At 27.2% G+C, this 20557-nt stretch carries 19 protein-coding genes; 13 read left to right on the top strand and 6 right to left on the bottom strand.

The genetic code is table 11. The features are described from left to right. Positions 1-2 precede the first annotated feature (2 nt). Positions 3-1025, bottom strand: coding sequence for a tetratricopeptide repeat protein (locus U880_RS0107465; protein ID WP_024655415.1), 1023 nt, complete (start codon positions 1023-1025; stop codon positions 3-5). A gap of 75 nt (positions 1026-1100) precedes the next feature. Here U880_RS0107465 and U880_RS0107460 point away from each other — a divergent pair, with 75 nt between their 5' ends. The 3 genes from U880_RS0107460 (at position 1101) to U880_RS0107450 (ending at position 4417) form a co-directional block, all read left to right on the top strand. Continuing rightward, entirely contained in the window at positions 1101-2405 is a 1305-nt protein-coding gene (locus tag U880_RS0107460) for a hypothetical protein (RefSeq protein WP_235048043.1), read from the top strand. Between the two features lie 12 nt (positions 2406-2417). After that, positions 2418-3074 carry an ankyrin repeat domain-containing protein gene (locus U880_RS0107455; RefSeq protein WP_024655413.1) on the top strand — a complete coding sequence of 219 codons (657 nt, stop codon included), beginning with the start codon at positions 2418-2420 and terminating at the stop codon, positions 3072-3074. Between the two features lie 152 nt (positions 3075-3226). Continuing rightward, positions 3227-4417 (top strand): dicarboxylate/amino acid:cation symporter, encoded by a 1191-nt coding sequence (locus tag U880_RS0107450; RefSeq protein WP_024655412.1) that lies wholly within the window; start codon positions 3227-3229, stop codon positions 4415-4417. 25 nt (positions 4418-4442) lie between these two features. Here U880_RS0107450 and proS read toward each other — a convergent pair whose 3' ends face one another. Beyond that, complete coding sequence (gene proS / locus U880_RS0107445; protein ID WP_024655411.1) at positions 4443-5909, bottom strand: proline--tRNA ligase; 1467 nt, start codon at positions 5907-5909, stop codon at positions 4443-4445. A 793-nt stretch (positions 5910-6702) separates the two neighbouring features. Between proS and U880_RS0107440 the strand changes: the two genes are divergently transcribed. Then, complete coding sequence (locus tag U880_RS0107440) at positions 6703-7326, top strand: BAPKO_0422 family outer member beta-barrel protein (RefSeq protein WP_024655410.1); 624 nt, start codon at positions 6703-6705, stop codon at positions 7324-7326. Positions 7327-7349: 23 nt separating this feature from the next. Beyond that, positions 7350-8111 (top strand): BAPKO_0422 family outer member beta-barrel protein, encoded by a 762-nt coding sequence (locus tag U880_RS0107435; protein WP_024655409.1) that lies wholly within the window; start codon positions 7350-7352, stop codon positions 8109-8111. A gap of 44 nt (positions 8112-8155) precedes the next feature. Here the strand turns inward: U880_RS0107435 and manA are convergent, their stop codons facing one another. Both manA and U880_RS10960 read right to left on the bottom strand, forming a co-directional pair. Next, positions 8156-9277 carry a mannose-6-phosphate isomerase, class I gene (gene manA, locus U880_RS0107430; RefSeq protein ID WP_024655408.1) on the bottom strand — a complete coding sequence of 374 codons (1122 nt, stop codon included), beginning with the start codon at positions 9275-9277 and terminating at the stop codon, positions 8156-8158. After that, complete coding sequence (locus U880_RS10960; protein WP_024655407.1) at positions 9274-11142, bottom strand: fructose-specific PTS transporter subunit EIIC; 1869 nt, start codon at positions 11140-11142, stop codon at positions 9274-9276. The genes manA and U880_RS10960 overlap by 4 nt, the downstream gene beginning before the upstream one ends. A gap of 124 nt (positions 11143-11266) precedes the next feature. Here U880_RS10960 and U880_RS0107420 point away from each other — a divergent pair, with 124 nt between their 5' ends. From U880_RS0107420 to U880_RS11975, 3 genes are read left to right on the top strand one after another with little or no spacing between them, the layout of a single operon-like run. Continuing rightward, entirely contained in the window at positions 11267-11947 is a 681-nt protein-coding gene (locus U880_RS0107420) for a hypothetical protein (RefSeq protein WP_024655406.1), read from the top strand. Further along, positions 11944-12828, top strand: a complete 885-nt coding sequence (locus U880_RS0107415; protein WP_024655405.1) for a DNA/RNA non-specific endonuclease — start codon at positions 11944-11946, stop codon at positions 12826-12828. Before U880_RS0107420 ends, U880_RS0107415 begins: the two co-directional genes overlap by 4 nt. Continuing rightward, positions 12825-13589, top strand: a complete 765-nt coding sequence (locus U880_RS11975) for a hypothetical protein (protein WP_084543233.1) — start codon at positions 12825-12827, stop codon at positions 13587-13589. Before U880_RS0107415 ends, U880_RS11975 begins: the two co-directional genes overlap by 4 nt. 17 nt (positions 13590-13606) lie before the next feature. Here the strand turns inward: U880_RS11975 and U880_RS0107410 are convergent, their stop codons facing one another. Then, positions 13607-14203 carry a diacylglycerol/polyprenol kinase family protein gene (locus tag U880_RS0107410; RefSeq protein WP_024655404.1) on the bottom strand — a complete coding sequence of 199 codons (597 nt, stop codon included), beginning with the start codon at positions 14201-14203 and terminating at the stop codon, positions 13607-13609. Beyond that, the gene (locus tag U880_RS0107405; RefSeq protein ID WP_235048042.1) at positions 14203-15150 is read right to left on the bottom strand and encodes a peptidylprolyl isomerase; all 948 of its coding nucleotides are present in this window, start codon (positions 15148-15150) and stop codon (positions 14203-14205) included. Before U880_RS0107405 ends, U880_RS0107410 begins: the two co-directional genes overlap by 1 nt. A gap of 218 nt (positions 15151-15368) precedes the next feature. Between U880_RS0107405 and U880_RS0107400 the strand changes: the two genes are divergently transcribed. From U880_RS0107400 to U880_RS0107380, 5 genes are all read left to right on the top strand, one after another. Continuing rightward, positions 15369-16232 carry a CheR family methyltransferase gene (locus tag U880_RS0107400; RefSeq protein WP_024655402.1) on the top strand — a complete coding sequence of 288 codons (864 nt, stop codon included), beginning with the start codon at positions 15369-15371 and terminating at the stop codon, positions 16230-16232. Positions 16233-16267: 35 nt separating this feature from the next. Next, on the top strand, positions 16268-17428 hold the full coding sequence (gene cheB / locus U880_RS0107395) for a chemotaxis protein CheB (RefSeq protein WP_024655401.1): 1161 nt from the start codon (positions 16268-16270) through the stop codon (positions 17426-17428). A 23-nt stretch (positions 17429-17451) separates the two neighbouring features. After that, entirely contained in the window at positions 17452-18660 is a 1209-nt protein-coding gene (locus tag U880_RS0107390) for a TraB/GumN family protein (RefSeq protein WP_024655400.1), read from the top strand. Between the two features lie 33 nt (positions 18661-18693). Then, a complete protein-coding gene (locus U880_RS10370) occupies positions 18694-19326 on the top strand; it encodes an adenylate kinase (protein ID WP_038359647.1) in 633 nt (210 codons plus the stop codon). A 109-nt stretch (positions 19327-19435) separates the two neighbouring features. Further along, the gene (locus U880_RS0107380) at positions 19436-20548 is read left to right on the top strand and encodes a hypothetical protein (RefSeq protein ID WP_024655399.1); all 1113 of its coding nucleotides are present in this window, start codon (positions 19436-19438) and stop codon (positions 20546-20548) included. Positions 20549-20557: the final 9 nt, after the last annotated feature.

The following is a 20557-nucleotide window of genomic DNA, read 5'->3' as shown; positions in this document are numbered from 1 at the left end:
CCCTATTTTTTACCTAAATAAACACCTATCCAAGCCCAACCATCATTAATTTCTGGATCTTTTGGATAAGAAATTTTTTTAAAAACAAAATACCATTCCCAAATATGTTCCCAACCACTAGATCCAAGATAAGATATATCATTACTAGAATCTGCTTCAAAAGTTTTTGCAAACTGTATACCATTCTTTCGTTTACTACTAAGCTTAATCATAGTTGTCAAAAAACTGTTAGTATTAATCGAATTACTTTTCCCACCTCTTTGATCCCAACTTTGAATAAAAAAATTATGTTTATCTCTTATACTTAATAATTTTGCAGTATTTCCTGAAAAAATATATCTCTTAACATCAGAAATCAAGTCATTCAAATTTCTATAAACTACAAAATCTGGATTATCATAATAATTAATTTTAGTCATAACAGCAGAATAATCTCTTGAATCTATTTTTAAATCTGATCTTGGTATCGAGAGTAATTTTTTATAATAAACATAAGCCTCATCATAACTTTGAACATCCTCTAAACTTAAAGCAAGATTATAATAATAATTACCTCTATCTGCATTAGTCATACTTTCAAAATTATCATTAAGTAATAATTTATAATAATTTATTTTATCTATAGCATCAATATTTAAATTGATCACTCTCTTTGCAATATCTAATTTTATAGAACTATTCTCATAAATATAATCATCAAAATTATCAACAATATATCTATAATAAGTAAAAGCTATCTCATCTTCCTTAATAGAAGAATATATATTACCCATCAAGTAAAAATATAAAGGATAATATTCCTTACTCTCATCATCAGCAATTCCTTTATTAACAAAGCTCAAAGCATCTTCATAATCTTTATTGTGCATATGAATATCAACTATTCTATCAATGATAAGAAATCTATCTAGACCTTTTTTATTTGAAGATTCTAAAAGACTTGTTAGACTCTGAATTTCACTTTGTTTGCTCTTATAGCAACTAAAAATCAGCACTAGCCCAAACACTTGAATTAATAACTTCATTGTTTTTATTATATAATAAAGGTCATGCATAACAAAATACATCTTAAGTTCAATAAAAAATACTGGAATTTTAACATGAATAAAAAACTAATCTATATTTTATTATATTTATTATTTTTATCTTGCTTTAATAAAAATGACAAATATGGTATTGTCCTAAATTCAAATAATAGAGAAAAATTACCAAACGGATCTCTTGTAACAATAGAAAACATTAATCAAGAAAAAAAAGCAACAATAAATTACAATGGAATAAAATTTATTGTACATAAATTCACAATAGAAAAATTTCAAACAAAAAAGGAAGCAGAAGAATTTCAGAACAGTATCCAACCATATATAAATAAATATGCTATAAGCAAAAAAGATCTCTTACCCTTAAGAACATCTCCAGATAATTACAGAGAAAACATAATACATAGGATACCAAAAGAAACCATACTTAAAATAATACATATTGGAGAAACGACAGAAGCAGGTTCACTTAAAGGAAAATGGCTATATGCATTAACAAAAGATGGTCATAAGGGTTATGTTTTTGACTATGCACTTGAAGTTTTTGATAATATTCCTGGGAAAATACTCACACATCCATTAGATCAAACATCACAAGAAAATGTAATTAATACATTTGAAAACATAAAATATTTAAGACCACTTTATTATGAAAAAATGATTGCAAATAACACTTATAATAACAATCTACTAAAAAATGAATATGGATTATTTTTCACTCAACAAAACAAAATAAAAATCAATATACCCGAATTAAACCTAATTTTTAAATTTGATATAGTTGAGGAAGTAAAACCTAACGGCTTTTTATTTAAATCCAAAAACTCAAAGGAAGACTTTATCCTGATAGTAAAAAGACACCAAAATTACTACAAAGCAATCATTCAAGTTAAAGAAAACCAACTTGAATCAAATTTCGTTATAATTGAACAAAACATCGAAAAAATCATACTTGAATCTGAAAGACAAAATCAAAATCTTATAAAAAAATTAACTTCTTACGAAAACTTAACAAATACACAATATGGAAATATTCAATTTAATAAAGATAAAACCTTTGTTTGGGAAATAGATAACAAAATTTACAATTTACCAAGTTCAGGAACATTTGAAATAATAGGATTTAGTCCAAATTTACAAATATCATATAAAAACGCCCTAAAACTTATAAATGAGGAAGGAAAAGAATATTTTTGTCTAATAGACTATACAAACAATGCCTTACAACTTATATTTATATCTTCCAAAAACGTAGAAAACAACTTGATAATAACAGACGATAAAGACAAAATTGCAGTTATTATATTTAATAATAACTCCTCAAATCAAGATATTATTACAAGACAGTTTCAAAAAACTATTTAAAGGTCGAAATTAATGAAAATAATATTTATAATACTCTTAACACAACTTATTACATCCCTACATGCAAATGAAACTATAAAAATAATAAAAAAGCTATCAAAAACAGTTTATAATTTTAATAGCCAAGAATACACAACACATAAAGAAAAGTTAGACAAACTGATAGAATCAATAGATATAAATAATAAAAATATCTTACAAGAATTACAAAAAATAAAAAATGAGTTTTTAATTACATCAGTATATTTCCAAAATATAAAAGGTACTCTAATAGCTCTAAATCTCTCTGCCCAGATAAACTTTAGGTATAAAATATCTCCTTTATCAATTGCAATAATTAACAATGATTTTGAAACTACCAAAATACTCATAGACTATGGTATTAAAATCAACAAAATAGATGAAACAAAATATTCACCAATATTTTGGGCAATATATCTTAACAATGAAAAAATATTTAACCTTTTAAAAGAACAAGGGGCTGATTTAAGCCTAACTCTTAAGAATGGAAAAACACCTATACAAGCTGCAATAGAAATTGAAAACATCAATTTGATTGAATTATTGCTTAAAAAAAATGTTTATATCAGCGATGAATACAAAAAAGAAATTAAAAAATCAACAAATCAAAACATAATAAATATCTTTAAAAGATATAAAATAATATAAATGTACACCATATAAATTTTCTCACATATAACATATGTATTGATATATATTAATGATAGGAAAATGCAATATCAAATTTATATTTACAAAAAATTTAGTAAAATTTATTATACTATTAATTGTGATTTTGCAAATTCAAAAAGGAACAATATATGAATGAAAAAATAAAATTTTTTCTCACCATCCCCATTGGCATATTATTTGGATTATTTCTACCATCTGAAACTTATAATGCACTCTCACATATTTTCATAAGGTTAACTTATTTCTCCTTAATTCCTTTTTTAACATTTGCAATTCCACTTGGCATAGAAAACATTATAGAAAATAAGAAATTCAAAAGGTTATTTGGCAAAATAATCTATTATGGAATTTTAATTAATATTTCAGGAGTAATAATATCCATAGCTGTGTCAACAATACATCTACCACAAAGAATTCCAATATTAGATAAAAATATTCAAAACCAATATTTATTTGACAAAAAAATATTTCTTGAAACATTCTTTCCAAAAAATATTTTTACCATATTTACAAATAGTAATCCAAATCTTTTAAACATTTATTTAATTTCAATCATTATTGGCACCAGTTTTTATTACGCAAAACAAAAAGGAAGAATCGTAAAAGAACTTCTCTTAAGCATATCCAATCTTTTTTATAATACAAACAATATTATTGTTAAAATATCCCAATTTGGAATTATTTTTATAACAGCAGCATATGCTGTTAACTTAAAAAATTTCAAAAACTATCAATATTATATAAATAGCATAATTTTTTTATCATTATGGACAGGAATCATCATTCTAATAATAATTCCAATGATTAGTTACCGATTAACTAGAAATTTCAAATTATCGTACAAAAATATATTAACATCTCTACACAATATAATATTTGCGGGCCTAACAATGGATACTTATGCTCCCTATTCTCTTTTAATAGAAAACATTAAAAATGAAAAAATAAATATAAAAAAATCCATAATTATAAACATACCAATAATAAACTTTATATCTAAATTTGGAACAATTTTCATTTCAACAATTTCTTTTTTTATTATTTTAAAATCCTACTCTAGTTTACCTATAACAATCTACGAAATAAGCTACATGAGTATATTAGCATTCATCTCTATTTTTGCATTTCCACACATTCCTAATAGTCTTATTTACATAATTACAATGCTATGCTCAACTTATACAAAAGGAATTGAACTTAGCTACTCCAACATCATACCAATACTTCCAATTCTAACATCACTAGCTATAATGATCGATTTTACCTCCAGCATTGCAATAATGCAAATAATAGACTTTAATGAATCAAAATATACTTAATGTATTAAACTCAAAAAATAAAAATTTAATAAGCCCTTGCAAATAAAACAAAATGCTTGGCTAATGTATTGCAATAAATACAAGTTACATTGTCTAAAGATTTATCTTGCAAATCTTCTGGAATACATCGTATCGTAGCCTTTGTATCATTTTTAATATTTTCTTCACAAACTTCATTTCCACACCATGAAGAGAGTACAAATCCTAAATTATCGTTAATATAAGTCTTAAAAAAACTATAATCATTCTCTTTAAAACCAATAATCTCTTTAGTATTTAAATTTCTAAACTCTAACGCTTTATTAAATAATTCACATTGCATAGTCTCAAGTTCCTCTTTTATTTTAGGTAATAAATCCTTAAATGACACTTGATACTTAGAATTTTTATCTCTATCTCTTCTTGCAACAGTGACACAATCCATCAAAATATCATTAGAACCTATCTCAATTCGTATTGGAATCCCCTTAAATTCTGAAGCAGCAAATCTAAATCCTGGTGAATTCTTAAAATCTTTATCAATCTCAACCCTAAACTTTCCCTTTACTAAAATATCAAAAATAGTAGTCGCATACTCAAGAATTTTTTTATTAATATCATCATCTTTTTTAAAAATAGGAACAATAATAATTTCGATTGGTGCTATCTTAGGAGGTAAAATTAAACCTTTAGAATCAGCATGAACCATAATCAATGCCCCAATTAACCTAGTTGAAACACCCCAACTAGTGGCAAAAACATAACTCATCTCACCGTTTTTATTTTGAAATTTAACATCAAAAGCTTTGGCAAAATTCAATCCCAAATAATGTGATGTTCCTGCTTGCAAAGCCTTTTTATCTTGCATTAACGCTTCAATTGTATAAGTAGATACAGCACCTGCAAATTTTTCTCTTTCTGTCTTCTTACCATAAAATACAGGAATAGCCAAATAATCTTCAACAAATTTTTTATAAAGATTTAAAATAAACAAAGCTTCCTCTTGAGCCTCATTAGAAGTTTCATGAGCAGTATGTCCTTCTTGCCACAAAAACTCAGTGGTACGAAGAAATGGCTTTGTCCTTTTCTCCCAACGAATAATATTTGCCCATTGATTTATTTTAATAGGTAAATCTCTATAAGATTTTATCCATTTACTATACATATTCCAAATAATTGTCTCAGAAGTAGGTCTTAAAACTAAAGGTTCTCTCAATTCTTCACCTCCAGCTGTTGTTACAACAGCAAGTTCTGGAGAGAATCCCTTAACATGCTCTTTTTCTCTCTCTAAAAATTCATAAGGAATAAGCAATGGAAAATATGCATTCTCATGTCCACTCTCTTTAAACTTATTATCAATGATACTCTGAATTCTCTCCCAAATAGCATATCCATAAGGCATAATAACCATACAACCCTTAACAGGAGTATAATCAACAAGTTTTGCCTTTTGTACTATATCCAAATACCATTTAGAAAATTCCTCTTCTCTTGAAGCAATAAAATCACCCATAAACCGCACCTTCCCTAAAAATTTAAAACTTAACTATAAAGACACAATATAATTTGAACTTAAAAGCAAAAGATCTACTTTTTATAATAAAGGATATCATATATATTAATTCCAAGATCAATATTCTCTAAGTTTTTTGACTTTTATAAATACCATAATTTTAATCAATAATGAAATATAAAATATTTAATAAAAATTTTACATTAAAAACCTATCTTATAATTACGGAAAATAACTAAAAACAATCTCATCAAATCATAAGTAAAATCTATACTTAAATTTATATTTATATTAAAAATATGTCAAACATATTTTTAATATAAATCTTTGCTGTAATATTTATTTTTATAAGCTATAAAATATGTTTGTATATTACAATAGATGTCTAAAAAAAATATGTAGTAAAATGTTTACAAATTTAACTATAATGTTATGCCAAAAATTTACGATAAAAAATAAATCTAATAATAACATAAATAGTGTTACATCTAATAATGCTCAAAAATCAAAATCAAATGTTATTTACAATCTCAACTTATTAAGATATTACATTTTAAAACTTAATAAAAATCTGATATCACTTAGCAATATATACAAAAATGATTCTGATTTTCATAATTTACAATCATCAAAAAAATGCTGATATGGACAAAATCTTAATATCAAAAATGTACGCAATATATAAAATCATAATAATATCGACGATAAACGAAAACATAAACATCTTATATTTTATGAAATATAATTTTAAAAATTATACAAATCTAATCAAACACAAGTTGGAGGAAAATTCATGAAAACACAATTAACAATACTTATGATTTTTTTAACCATAAGTTCATCTATTGCAACAACCATTGATCCAGAAGCTCTAAATAGAGTATTAAACAAACAGCATTCCAAAAAAAGTTCCTATCCATCTAATACATTTGGCATAGGATTTGGTATTGGAAATCCTATAACCAATATCATAATCAATTTTCCTTATGTAGATGTAGATTTTGGATATGGGGGCTTTAATGGACTGCATCCCAACAATTTTATACCTTATATTGTTCTTGGCACTGATATTGTATTTAAAGAAGAAGTCTATCACAATACAACACTCACTGGCGGACTTGGCATAGGCATTGACCTATCTCAAGTAAAACCAAATGAACAAGATGCCTCCAATATAACACAACAAAATAATAATGAACAAAATAAACAAGAAGAGTTTTCATTAACTTCATCCAACAATAGATTGGGCTTTACAATTAGACTTCCCATTATATTGGAATATGGTTTTTTAAAAAATGTTTTCATAGGTTTTAAAGCTATTACAACAATTGGTGTCACAATGATATTTAATCCCACATCAATGGAAGGAATAAGATTTGGATTTTTTGGTTTTGGATTCATAAAAATATACATATAAAACAACTGTACAAAGGAACATTCATGGGAAAAAATACAAAAAAAATACTTACATTATTGTTAATATTCAACCTATACAATCCTGCCTTTTCGCAATCCAATAGTATGTATTTTATAGAATGTAAACAAAAAAAGGATGGAACTATATGCACTACAAATGACAAACCTGTTGTCCCTAAAAAACCCAAAATAGAACCTGAAAAACCCAAAATAGAACCTGAAAAACCTAAAATAGAACCTGAAAAACCTAAAATAGAACCTGAAAAACCTAAAATAGAACCTGAAAAACCTAAACCACATCATACTGCAAACAATAATAAAAAATATAAAAATGCTTACTCATTTGCAGCAGGAACAGGAACCGGAAATCCTCTTATAAACCTATTGATCTCAGTGCCATACGTAGACATAGATTTTGGATATGGTAGCTTTTTATACTTCAATACAATAAACTTTAAACCCTATAATTTAATTGCCATTGATTTAATTTTCAGACAACTAATAGGAAAATCTCTAATAATAGGAGGGGGATTTGGCATTGGAGTAGACTGGTCTCAAGCAAATTTAACTTCTCCTAGTTCTAAAAAACCATCCCCTTATGACAGAATAGCAATAGTAACTAGACTACCTTTATCAATAGAATATAAAATCATCAAAAATTTATCATTAGGATTTAAAATTTACCCCACACTTGGCCCAACAATATTTTTAACAGAACCAAAAATAGTATTTGAAGGCATGAGATTTAAATTTTTTGCAATTGGATTTATTAAAATGCTTATATAAATTATTAAATATCTTTTCTTAAAATTAAAAAATCAATTCCTTAACTACAAAGAAAGCGCAATAAAGATTTCTCCATTACCATAAATTGACAATTCCTTATTACAATCACAATTCCCTATAAACACACTCTCTCCCATCTTAAGAGAAATTCTATTATTAAGCTGAACTTCTCCTTTTATAACTAACAATATCATAACACCAACCCTTTCAAAGTAGCTATCTCCATTTATACATTTGTGAAATAAACTTAAATTGGTACCTGGCAACTTAAATATATCACAACCATCAATATTTTCACTCTTTAACAATGAAAAAACTCCTTCTTCAAATTTCCCAACCTTCAACATTTCATCTTTGTCAATATGTTTAGTTGTAAAACCTGCTCTAATGACATTATCAGAATTAGTCATAAGTTCAATGCATTCACCTTTAAGATAAGCATGCACTTCTCGACTTTCAGTATAAATAACTTCACCTGTTTTTAATTTAAAAATATACATTCCCAAAAATACCAAAAGACCAATATCCATACCATAAATTTTATAAATTTCATTAAACCAAAAAGCTCTAAATTCGTCTATAAAATTTAAATTACCTAACACTTTATCAATAATATTTTCAATCTCAAATTCGTGTAAATCAAATAAGGTTTTTACAAACGATTCATGCGTCATAAAATTAAAATCCAATCCTAAACTTCTGTAAATATGGTTAATGTCATCAAGTGACAAAAAACCTTTAAGAGCATAAAAATCACTCAAAGCATAAACAAGTTCTACTTTAGGATTTTCATCCTTATAAATTCTCTTAGAATCATCAATAATTATTTTTTTATTATTTTCAAGTGCAAAGCCTTTTAAAGCAATATCTTTTGAAGGATGTATTTGAATTGACAAAGGTTTATAAACTGAGAGAATTTTAAATAAAAATGACAATTCACTCCCAAAACCTAAGAGCTCTTTATGTCTTTTTAAAAAATCAAAAAGAGAAACATATTGACCATCAACTAATATTTTACTAGAAAATGTTTTATGTGCACCAAGCCACATTTCAGCTTTTGGTAAACCATCTTCTTTTTGTCCCAAAAGGGAAGGGATGAAACTAGATCCACCCCAATCATACTCCTTAATCTCATTTTTCATCAAAAATATATTATCAATACTCATTTAGATACCTTAACCTTTAAAGATTTCAAAAAAATAACCACACTTGTTGCCACCGCAACACCAACAGCTATTGCAATAAGAAATCCAAATTTATGATCAACAACAGGTAAAACTATTGGACCCCCATGCGGAGCATGATCTGCAACCCCCCAAAATGCTGCAATAATGCTTGAAACAGCACCCCCAAGCACTATCGAAGGCAACACTCTTGCAGGATCACTGGCAGCAAAAGGAATAGCACCTTCACTAATACCAATAAAAGAAATCAAAAATGATATTTTCCCCGACTCTCTCTCTTCCTCTTCAAATAATTTTGGCATAATCAAAGTAGCAAGTCCCATAGCCATAGGAGCAACAGGAATAGCTGATGCAACCATACCCATTATTTGTGGCACACTAGGAATCATACCAACACCAAAAAGAAATGCAACTTTATTAAAAGGTCCTCCCATATCAATTGATACCATAGCACCAAGTACTGCCCCAAGTAACAACTTTCCTATAATACCATGAGCATCTGAATTACTTTGAAGTTCCTTAAGACCATTTTCAAGAAGTCCCATAAATTGGGCAATATAAACACCTCCATAAATCATAAAAAATCCAATAATAACAGTACTTATTAAAGGAATTACAAATATAGGCATTATAGGCCTAAGCCATTCAGGTATTTGTCTTCTTGCTAGCCATCTTGCAATAAAACCTGCCATAAACCCTACGAGTATGGCTCCTAAAAATCCTGCTTTAACGTCTCTGGCAAGAACTCCTCCCACAAGACCTGGCGCAAGACCTGGCTTATCAGCAATCGACATTGCAATAAATCCCGCAAGTACTGGCAACATCATACTAAAAGCCACACCACCAATATCTGTAATTGTCTTATAAAAAGGATATTGCTCAAAATTTGGCCCACCAGAACCAACCCCTGCAAGAGATATGCCAAAGGCTATTAAAATACCACCACTAGCTACAATTGGCACCATAGGAGAAACGCCACTCATTAAATATTTATAAAAGCCAGATTTACTATTATTAGAATTAACATTTAAAGTATTCATACCTTTAAATGTTAAAACTGGGGCACTAAATGCTTCTTTAATAACATTCTCTACATCGTTAATAGCCCTTGCAGTCGAAATCTTATAAACTCGCTTTCCATCAAATCTTAACTCATCAACATCTTTATCTACTGCAAGTATTACAACATCAGCAGCCTCAATATCCTCTTTTCTTAAAGGATTATCAATACCAATAGAACCCTGAGTCTCAATTTTAATGCTATATCCCTGTCTTTTAGCTTCAACTTCAAGCTTTTTAGCAGCAATATATGTATGTGCAATTCCTACAGGACAAGCACATACAGCCAGTATACTCTCTGTCCTAGAAATACTAAAATCACTCTCTAAATAATTATTTTCAACATTTTTTATATAAGAATAAATTTCATCAGAATTATTTCCATTTTTTAAAAAATTTTTAAAATCATCATTTTCAAATAATCTGGCTATAAAAGCTATTGACTTAATATGCCCAGTACCATGTTGTTCCTTTGACATACAAATTAAAAATATTAAATTAACAGGAGGATTATCATCAGACCACTTTATACCATTACCTTTTATATAAAGCAATGAAATAAAACTGACACTAACAACATCTCCTATAAAATGAGGAACAGCAACCCCATTTTCCCAAGATGTATCACCAATATTTTCTCTATCAAGCAATCCTTGCATAAATACTGATTTATCATTTGTATAACCTTTCTTACTTACTTCTTCCACTAAAAAATTAAGTGCTTCATCTTTAGAACATATTGTGGACGATACAAAAATAAGCTCCTTTTTTAAAAAATCCAAAAACATAACCTTAAACCTCCTAAGTACTTGAATTAATTTTATCACAGTACAAAGATTAAATTTGTATTCCCCATATTACTAACACTTCTTTATTTGTAAATAATTGTATATTATTTAAACTAATTTAATTATGAAAAAAATAATCTACTATTGCTTATTATTATCATGTATTAACTTATATTCATTAAATAATGAGATAAAAAATAAAGAAAATAAAACTTTAAATGAAAAAACACAAAAAAAAGATGAAATCAATAAAAAAAATTTACCTTTAAAAGAAAAAGCAGAAAAAAATAAAAATAGTATATTCTCAATAAACAGAGGTTTTATCTATGCAACAGGTATAGGACTTGGAACAGGATTCTTTCTCAATGCAGAAAACAATCACATAATATTTAGACCCTATTATACATTCGCCACAAATAATCTTGATTTTATGGCTGTTTGTATGATTTTAATGATTGAAGATTACAATGTATCTAAAAAAATCCAATTCTCAAGTACTTATATTGGTATAGGAATAAATTGGAATATCATTAATTTCTTTCAAAAACTAAAATACTTATCTACTAGTATGGGTGTCGGAGGACGATTTTACCTATCAACAAATTTAATAGGAAATTTTAGGTTTTATAATAAAATACCTTATGTAATAGAACCATATATATTTTTTGAATTTTCTACAAAAGAATCTATTTCTTACCTTAATATATACTCAAAAGTTGAATGTCTATTCCTTGACACTTTTCATGTTTCATTTAACTTTGGTATTAGATATAATCTAAAAAATAAAAAAGGAAAAAATCAATGAAAAAAAAGTCAAAAATCTTAATTATTCTCTACATATCAATTTTAATAGGATTTTTATTCCTACATCAAAACCCAAAAATCGTCAATAAAATAAAAGAAATAGCTTCAAATTGTTTAGAAGACATTAAAAATAGACTTTATAGACCTCAAATTCCAATAAAACTACAAGAAGAACATCTCTTACCACAGGGATATCTTACTACCCAAGTATTACACAAAAAATATTATTCCTTAGGATATGCTGAGCAGGCAAGACAATCAGAATGGGTAGCTTACCAATTAAAAAGAGAAATGGTTGAATTAGCTTTAATCTTAGTTAAAGAAAAAAAAATCACTCGAAGTAAAAAATTTTTTGAAGATCCAGATATCAAAGGAATTGCACCAAAATTAAGTGATTACTTACACAGCGGATATGATAGAGGACATATTGTTAGTTCTGCTGATATGTCTTTTTCTAAAGAGGCTATGATAGAAACTTATTTTTTATCAAACATTTCTCCACAAAACAGTTCATTTAACTCAGGAATTTGGTCTAAACTTGAACAAAAAGTTAGAAGATGGGCTATTTCAAAAGACAAAATTTATATTATTAGCGCAGGAATCTTGACGGAAAACAAAGGATTTATTGGGGAAAACAAAATTTTAATTCCAAAAAACTTTTATAAAATCGTATTATCCTTAAACAACAAGAGTAATAATTATGAAATTGTGGCTTTTATTATTCCAAATGAAAAAGCCAAAGATACAGATTTAAAAAATTACGTTGTGAACGTAAATTCAATTGAAAAGAAAACACAAATAGATTTTTTTGCAAAACTTGATGCTAAAATAAAAAAAATAATCAAAATGCAAAAAGATATATCTTCTTGGGAACTTAAATGAAAACATTATTTTCAAAATTAAATTTCTTTTTATTAACGACCGTCAGTCTAGGAATAATTGTTATATCAATATTTATTTATTACCTAAATACCAGCATAAACTTCTATAATTATCTTAGTAAAATATACAATACAAATTCATTAGCTTTGGTCAACAAATTTTTTATATTTAACATTGGCATCATAGGATCCATTTGGACATATATAAATTACAAGAGAACAAACAATATACAATTCGTATTTTTTTATTGTTTTATTTGTTTTTATATAATTGAACCCATTACAATTTTTAAATATTACCTTTTAAGCAATACATTGAGCCTAGAACTATATTCTTTCATGAAATTTTATCACTTAATAGTCACATTTTCATTACTAAATTTATTCTTTTTAAGTCTATACATATGTGATTTTCAAATAAAATCAATAACTTATACCATTTATTTAATTTTTACTTTCTCAATGATTTATAGCTATTTAATACCTATTAATGCTTATCAACATACAAACGACTTTTTCTCTCCAATTAAAAATAATAAGTTATACATCTATTTATTCCTAATACTAATATTAATGAACTTTCTGGTAGCATGTTTAAGGAAAAAAAATTTAAGTTATTCGCTACTATTTGTATCAACATCATTAATAGTATTAGGAACTTATTTAAATTTGATAGAAATACCCTATGCATTTATACCAATTTCAATAGGAGTACCAATATACTTACAAGAATCAGGCAAACTCTTTTTTTATTGGCTATAAAAACAAGATCAATAAATTCAAGTTAGCAACAAAAAAGATAAAGTTGCAACCCCTACAGGCAAAAACAAATTATCGTATTTTGCAAAATCAAACAGTTCAACAAGCATAGCTCCTATGCCAACAATTAACGCCATGACAAAATTGGGAACAAAATAATAGCACACTATAAAAGCAACAATAAAAACAGAAATGCTTCCTGCAAACGTTTTATTATTTACAAGTTTAAAAGATGGAATAAGCTTACCAAAAAGACTTGCAAGCCCATCTCCAATACATGCAGAAAATATTCCAATATAACTAAAAGGTTTTGCTATAAAAAAATAAGTACAAAACATACTGACTATTAAAAATATTGGAGAGAGATATATTTTACAAAAAGGTACTTCTCTAGTTTTCACCAATATTTTTGATATATTTTCTAAAAAAAATAATTTTTTTTTCATGACTCTTAATAATTCTAATATTAAGTAAATAACCATAAAAAATAAGCTCGCAACAAAACCTACCCACAAATTCACCTTATATAATAATAAAAATGCTAAAGTCGAGATATGAAAAAATTTTCTATAAAATTCATATTTAATATTTTCATCAAAAAAAACTTGATTGAACATTAATTAACTTTCCTTAAAATAATATTAAATTTTAAAAAAGAATTTGCTTTTATCATACTGGTAAAATCTCTATCTCCATAAGCAAGATTTGGTGGAATTATTATAACTCTCTCGTCCCCTTCACACATATTTGACAACATTATCTCCCAACCTTTAATCACTCTCCCACTACCAAGTTCAAACTCCATTATATTACCCCTCTCAAGAGAGCTATCAAATTTAAATCCAGTTAACAAAAAACCCTCATAATCTACTCTTACAATATCACCATTCTTAGCACATTTACCATTTCCCTGTTTTATTACCTTATATAAAATACCACTTTCATCTTTTTCAAAATCTTTGCAATCTCGATCAATTATTTCAAATTGCCAAGCCATATGTTTCTCATACTCTTTTAATTTTTTTGCTTCATAACTACTCTTTAATTTTAAAAATTCTTCATTATTAACTTTAAAAGAATTTGCATCATCTCCAACACGAATTATCCTTACTCTCTCTATTTTATCTCCACGACTTATGCTCCTCGCTGTATCCATTCCCTCAATCACCTTGCCAAAAATTGAATGCTTAAAATCAAGATATGTAAGATTATCTTTAAGAGTAATAAAAAACTGACTTCCATTAGTATCAGGACCTGCATTAGCCATAGAAACAACGCCTACCTCATTATGACTCACACCTTTAGTAAATTCATCAGGAAACATATAACCAGGACCTCCAGTACCAGTACCAGTAGGATCACCTGTTTGAATAACAAACTCATCAACAACTCTATGAAAAATAAGATTATCAAAATAAGGTTGATTTGTAACAGAATTTTCAATAAGACCTTCACTAAGACCAATAAAATTCATTACAGTCAAAGGAGCAATTTTATAATAAAGCTTAATTTTCATAGTACCTTTGTTTGTATCAATTAACGCAAATATTCCATGCTCTTCCATTAAATTTCTCCTTTTGCTAGCACAAGCTACTAGCATTAAAATCAAGATAAAAAATAATAAATACTTATTCACAAATTTATCCCTTAAACTAATATTTAAAGTAAATTCACTAATACTAATTGTACAATTATTTTGAAAAAAATATATAAACCCACTAGAAATTTACAATGGTTAAGTAATACTATTATTAAGAAAATTCATAAAATTGGACTTTATAGATGCTAAACATTAATGATGAACTTTTAACAAAATTCTGTAATTTTATATATGATAATAGCGGTATCCGTTTTGATGAAAAAAATAAAATTGTATTAAAAAGTAGAATTAACGACGCAATACATGAACTTCAAAATATCAATACACCACAACAACTATACGAATTAATAATTTCAGACAAATTTAAAAAAGAATATTTTTTAGATCTAGTTACTACAAACTTAACAAGATTTTTCAGAAATGAAGCCCATTTTAAAACTTTTGAAAAATTCATAATACCACAATTAATAAATATCAAAACAAAAGGAAATAAAAATAGAATTGTTATATGGTCTGCAGGATGTTCAACGGGAGAAGAACCATACTCATTAGCATTTGTTCTTAAGTACCATATTCCAGAAAATTTTGACTTTATCATTATAGCTTCTGATCTAAGTTTAAAATCGTTAATGATAGCAAAAGACGGACATTACTCTAGCCAACAATGTGAACATATTCCAGCAGAGTATAAAAAATACATCACATCTCACATGGATGGTTATAGGGTAGTAAATGACATAAAAAAACACATACGATTTGATTATCATAATTTAAATTTTGAAAGTGGATTTTCTAATATAGACGTTATATTTTGTAGAAATGTACTCATATATTTCGACGAAAAATCACAAATTAAAGTCTTGAAAAAATTTTATTCTTCTATGGCTATGAAAAGTTACTTATTTATCGGACATTCAGAATCACTCTTTGGTTTAAATCTTCCTTTCAAATTCTTAAAGACACCTTGGGCCATAATATATGAAAAGGATGATGAGAGTGTTACTAATGAAAAAAAACTTTCATTTCAAAACAAATACAAACTATAATTTCATGCAAGCAGACCTATAGGAGCAAATAGAAAATGAGAATAAAAATTTACGTGCTCATTATTGATTCTTCGTCTGTTAATAGAAAAGCTATATCGGATATAATAAATTCCTCACCAAAACTTAAAGTTATTGCAACTGCAGCCAATACAGACTTTGCATTGAAAAAATTAAAACAAGACCCAGATGTAATATTACTCGGCTTAGAAAAAGAAACTATAAAAGAAATTTCCCTCATAGAAAAAAAGCAAAATATCAATAATAAAATTCCTGTCATTATACTATCGTCTAACAAAGACCTTGCAATAAATGCTCTACTGCAAGGTGCTGATGACTTCATAATAAAAATTGATAGTAAATTAGATAAAATAAAAGACAAAATTATTGATTTACTTATAATTTATGGAAATAAGAGTATAAAAAACAAAATCATAACTAATATTAACTCTACAACAGAAAGATATACAGTGTCACAAAATGAAAAAGACAAAAAAAATGACCCACAAATAATAGACATAAGAGAACATAATTTAAAAACAACAAACACTAAATACATAATAACAAATCTTAATCAAAAACAAATAATAAATGACCAAGATTTTAAAAAACTTAAAAATAGAAAATTTGAAATGGTTGTTATTGGAATATCCACAGGAGGTCCTGCGGCATTAAAAATCATTTTATCAGAAATTTCCAAAAACTTCCCTATCCCAATAGTAATTGTTCAACATATGCCAAAAGGATTTACTACAGAATTTGCAAACAATCTTAATAAAATTTGTAACTTAACTGTAAAAGAAACAAAAAATAATGAAATACTTCAAAAAGGATGCATATATATAAGTTCTGGAGGATATCACACAAAAATAAACAAAATAAATGATAATTATCAAATAGAAGTTTTTGATGCAGCAAATGTTAACGGACATAAACCTTCCATAGGAGTACTATTTAAATCAATATCAGAAAATGTAAAAGAGAAAGCCATAGCTCTCATAATGACTGGAATGGGAAATGACGGTTCTAGAGAAATTGGAGATATTAAAAAAGCTGGAGGAGTAACTATTGCACAAGATGAAAAAAGCTCAGTAGTATTTGGAATGCCAAAAATTGCAATAGAAGAAAATAATGTAGACTATATAGTTTCAATAGGTCATGTGGTAAAATTATTAGAAACCATCCTTCTTGATGGTTAAATTTTTAAAGACAAGGATAACTTTTGGAAACCGCAAAAGAAAACACAAAAGACTACTTTTCACATGTAAGTACTCTTGACATCGATAATCATAAAATATATGTATTAGGCACAGCCCATGTATCAAAAAAAAGCTCACAAGACACTGCTAATTTGATTGATATATTAAAACCAAATTTTATCGCAGTTGAACTCGATGAGGCACGCTACCATGCCATTCTCAAAACAGATGAAAATGAAAAATGGCGCAACTTGGACATCTATAAAGTAATAAAACAAGGAAAAGCCTTTTTATTAATAGTACAAATTATTTTAAGTAATTTTCAAAAAAAATTAGCAAAAGAACAAGGGATTAGTCCTGGCGAAGAAATGAAAACAGCCATTTTAAAAGCCAAAGAACATAACATACCTTTAATACTTGCAGACAGAAAAGTCGAGACAACTCTAAAGAGAGCTTGGAATTGTGTGCCAATTTTTGAAAAAACAAAAATAATATCAAGCCTGTTTTCATTCTCAGATATAAAAGTCACAGAAGATGAAATTGAAAAACTTAAAGAACAAGATGCTCTATCAAATATAATGGAAGAACTTGCAAAAGAAATTCCAACTGTAAAAAAAGTCTTAATTGATGAACGAGATGAATTTATAGCAAGTAAAATACTTGAGGGATCTGGGACAATTCTTGCTGTTGTGGGAGCTGGTCATGTAAAGGGAATAATAGAAAACTTAAAAGAAATTCAAGATAATAAAAAAATTATTAACATTGAAGAACTGAACACCATACCTAAAAATAAGTTCTCAATAAGTAAATTGATATCCTATTTAATAGCTATCTCAATTATTATACTAATAGCAAGTTCATTTTACTTTAAAGACTTTGAATTTGCCTACAAAAATTTAGAAATTTGGATAATATGTAATTCTGTATTTGCAGGCATTGCAGCTATTTTATTAAGAGCCAACATTATCACCATACTAACAGCATCAATTGGTGCTCCAATATTTTCTTTAATGCCATTTATTGGAACAGGTATGGTAGCAGGACTCGTTGAAGCATATATAAATAAACCAAAAATAAAAGATTTTGAAAGATTACAAGAAGATTTACATAACATAAAAGGATATTTTAAGAATAAAGTTACAAAAATCTTATTAATAGTATTTTTTGTTAACATTGGATCTGCAATTGGAACAATCGTTGGATTTAAATTCTTGTTAAATATCTTCAGTTAAACATCAAAAATAAAAATATACAGGAGTTACATTATGAAACTTGTTTTTTTAGGTCCTCCAGGTTCTGGAAAAGGTACAATTGCAAAAATTCTATCAAATGAACTAAATTACTATCACATTTCAACAGGCGATTTATTTAGAACACACATAGCAAATAATACATCCCTTGGAAAAGAAATCAAACAAATAGTTGAAAATGGACAATTAGTCCCCGACTCAATTACAATTAAAGTCGTTGAAGACAAAATCAATACTATTGACGATAGAGATAATTTCATTCTCGATGGATTTCCTAGAAATATCAATCAAGCCATAGAATTAGATAAGTTATTAGAAAACATTAAAATAATAAATTTCGTAATTGACGAAAAACTTCTGGTCAAAAGGCTTTCTGGAAGAAGAATATGCCAATCTTGTTGCAGAATATTTAACATATATACACTTCCTACAAAAGAAAAAGAAATTTGCGATTTTTGCCAAGGTATTCTCTACCAACGAAAAGATGATACAAAAGAGTCTTTAAAAATTAGACTTCAGGAATATAATTTACAAACAAAACCATTAATAAATTTTTACTCAAACATTAATAGGCTTAATAATATAGACGCATCAAAAGATATTAATGAAGTACAAAAAAACTTAATGGATATAATATCAAAAATTTAAAAAAATTAGTCTAAAATTATAATCAAAACAATTTACTTTGTTTAAAGAAATAAACTATAATAAAAAAAATTAAAAAGGAAAAAAATCTTATATAAGCAAAGGTATTAATATGTTAAAAAAATTGTTAATAATACTCATATTTTTACAAACCGTTTCTACCTATTCAAAGGAAGAAACAAAACAAAATTTAGACACAAAAGAAAATTCAGACACAAAACAAAATTCAGACACAAAACAAAATTCAGCAACAAAAGAAAATTCAGAAACAAAACAAGATCAAACGCGATATTTTTATATCAATTTCCAAACGGCCTATTATCCACCACATGCACTTGGCACTTCAAATAGTAAATTTTCTCCAAGTTTTATAACTCCAAAATTTAAATCGGTAGACCCAAACAAACAGATTGAACCTAGTTCGTGGGGAAGTGCAAAATTAATATCACATTTTGGAATCCATAAGTTTCTCCCACTAAAAAATAATCCTGACTCAATTTTCTTCAAGAATAATGGAGTAGACTTTGATATCAATATTGGACTATCACCTATCCTAGCACTATCCCATGCAAAAATAGGACTTACTCCTATTTCATTTTTAAATATATACACAGAATCTGAATTTGGAATAGGTTGGGAAGCATTTGGATTTAAAGGCATTGGAGTACATCTCGGTAACGGGAAATATTCAAGTAAGCCTGAACTTTACTATGAATTTATTACAGGAGGTAGGCTACAATTTGATCTAAATTCAATCCTTGATGGAGAATGGACACATGTTATAACAGTAGTTGGGAATAATATAACATTAAGATATAACCCTCACGCTAATAATAATCAACTCTGGAAATATAAAGCTGATGAAGGTAAAAATATAAATGGAACTATAGTAAATCCTTATGCACTCTTAGCATACCAAATGCCAATACCCCTTAATTTAGTTGGATTCTTATATGAAGGTCAAACATATATTGGAGATGCAAGATATGTGAGCACAATGAAAGATAAAGGATGGGGAAGTGACTTCTTTTACCACAATTTTTCCTTAATTGCCAAAATTCAAGTTATAGAAAACTTAACATTAGATGTGCTATTTAAATTTTCAACAGCACCTTCCTATACAGAAAATACAGTAGGATTAGCTGATATCACAAAAAAAGTAAGCACAAACAATTCGTATGTTTATTATGACTCTATTGGATTGTCTTTAACTTATAAGATTTAACTTCTACTT

Origin of the sequence: Borrelia hispanica CRI, from assembly GCF_000500065.1 — a bacterium.
Taxonomy (GTDB): domain Bacteria; phylum Spirochaetota; class Spirochaetia; order Borreliales; family Borreliaceae; genus Borrelia; species Borrelia hispanica.
The sequence above is the reverse complement of the archived record's forward strand: the minus strand, read 5'-3'. Positions and strand labels throughout refer to the sequence as shown.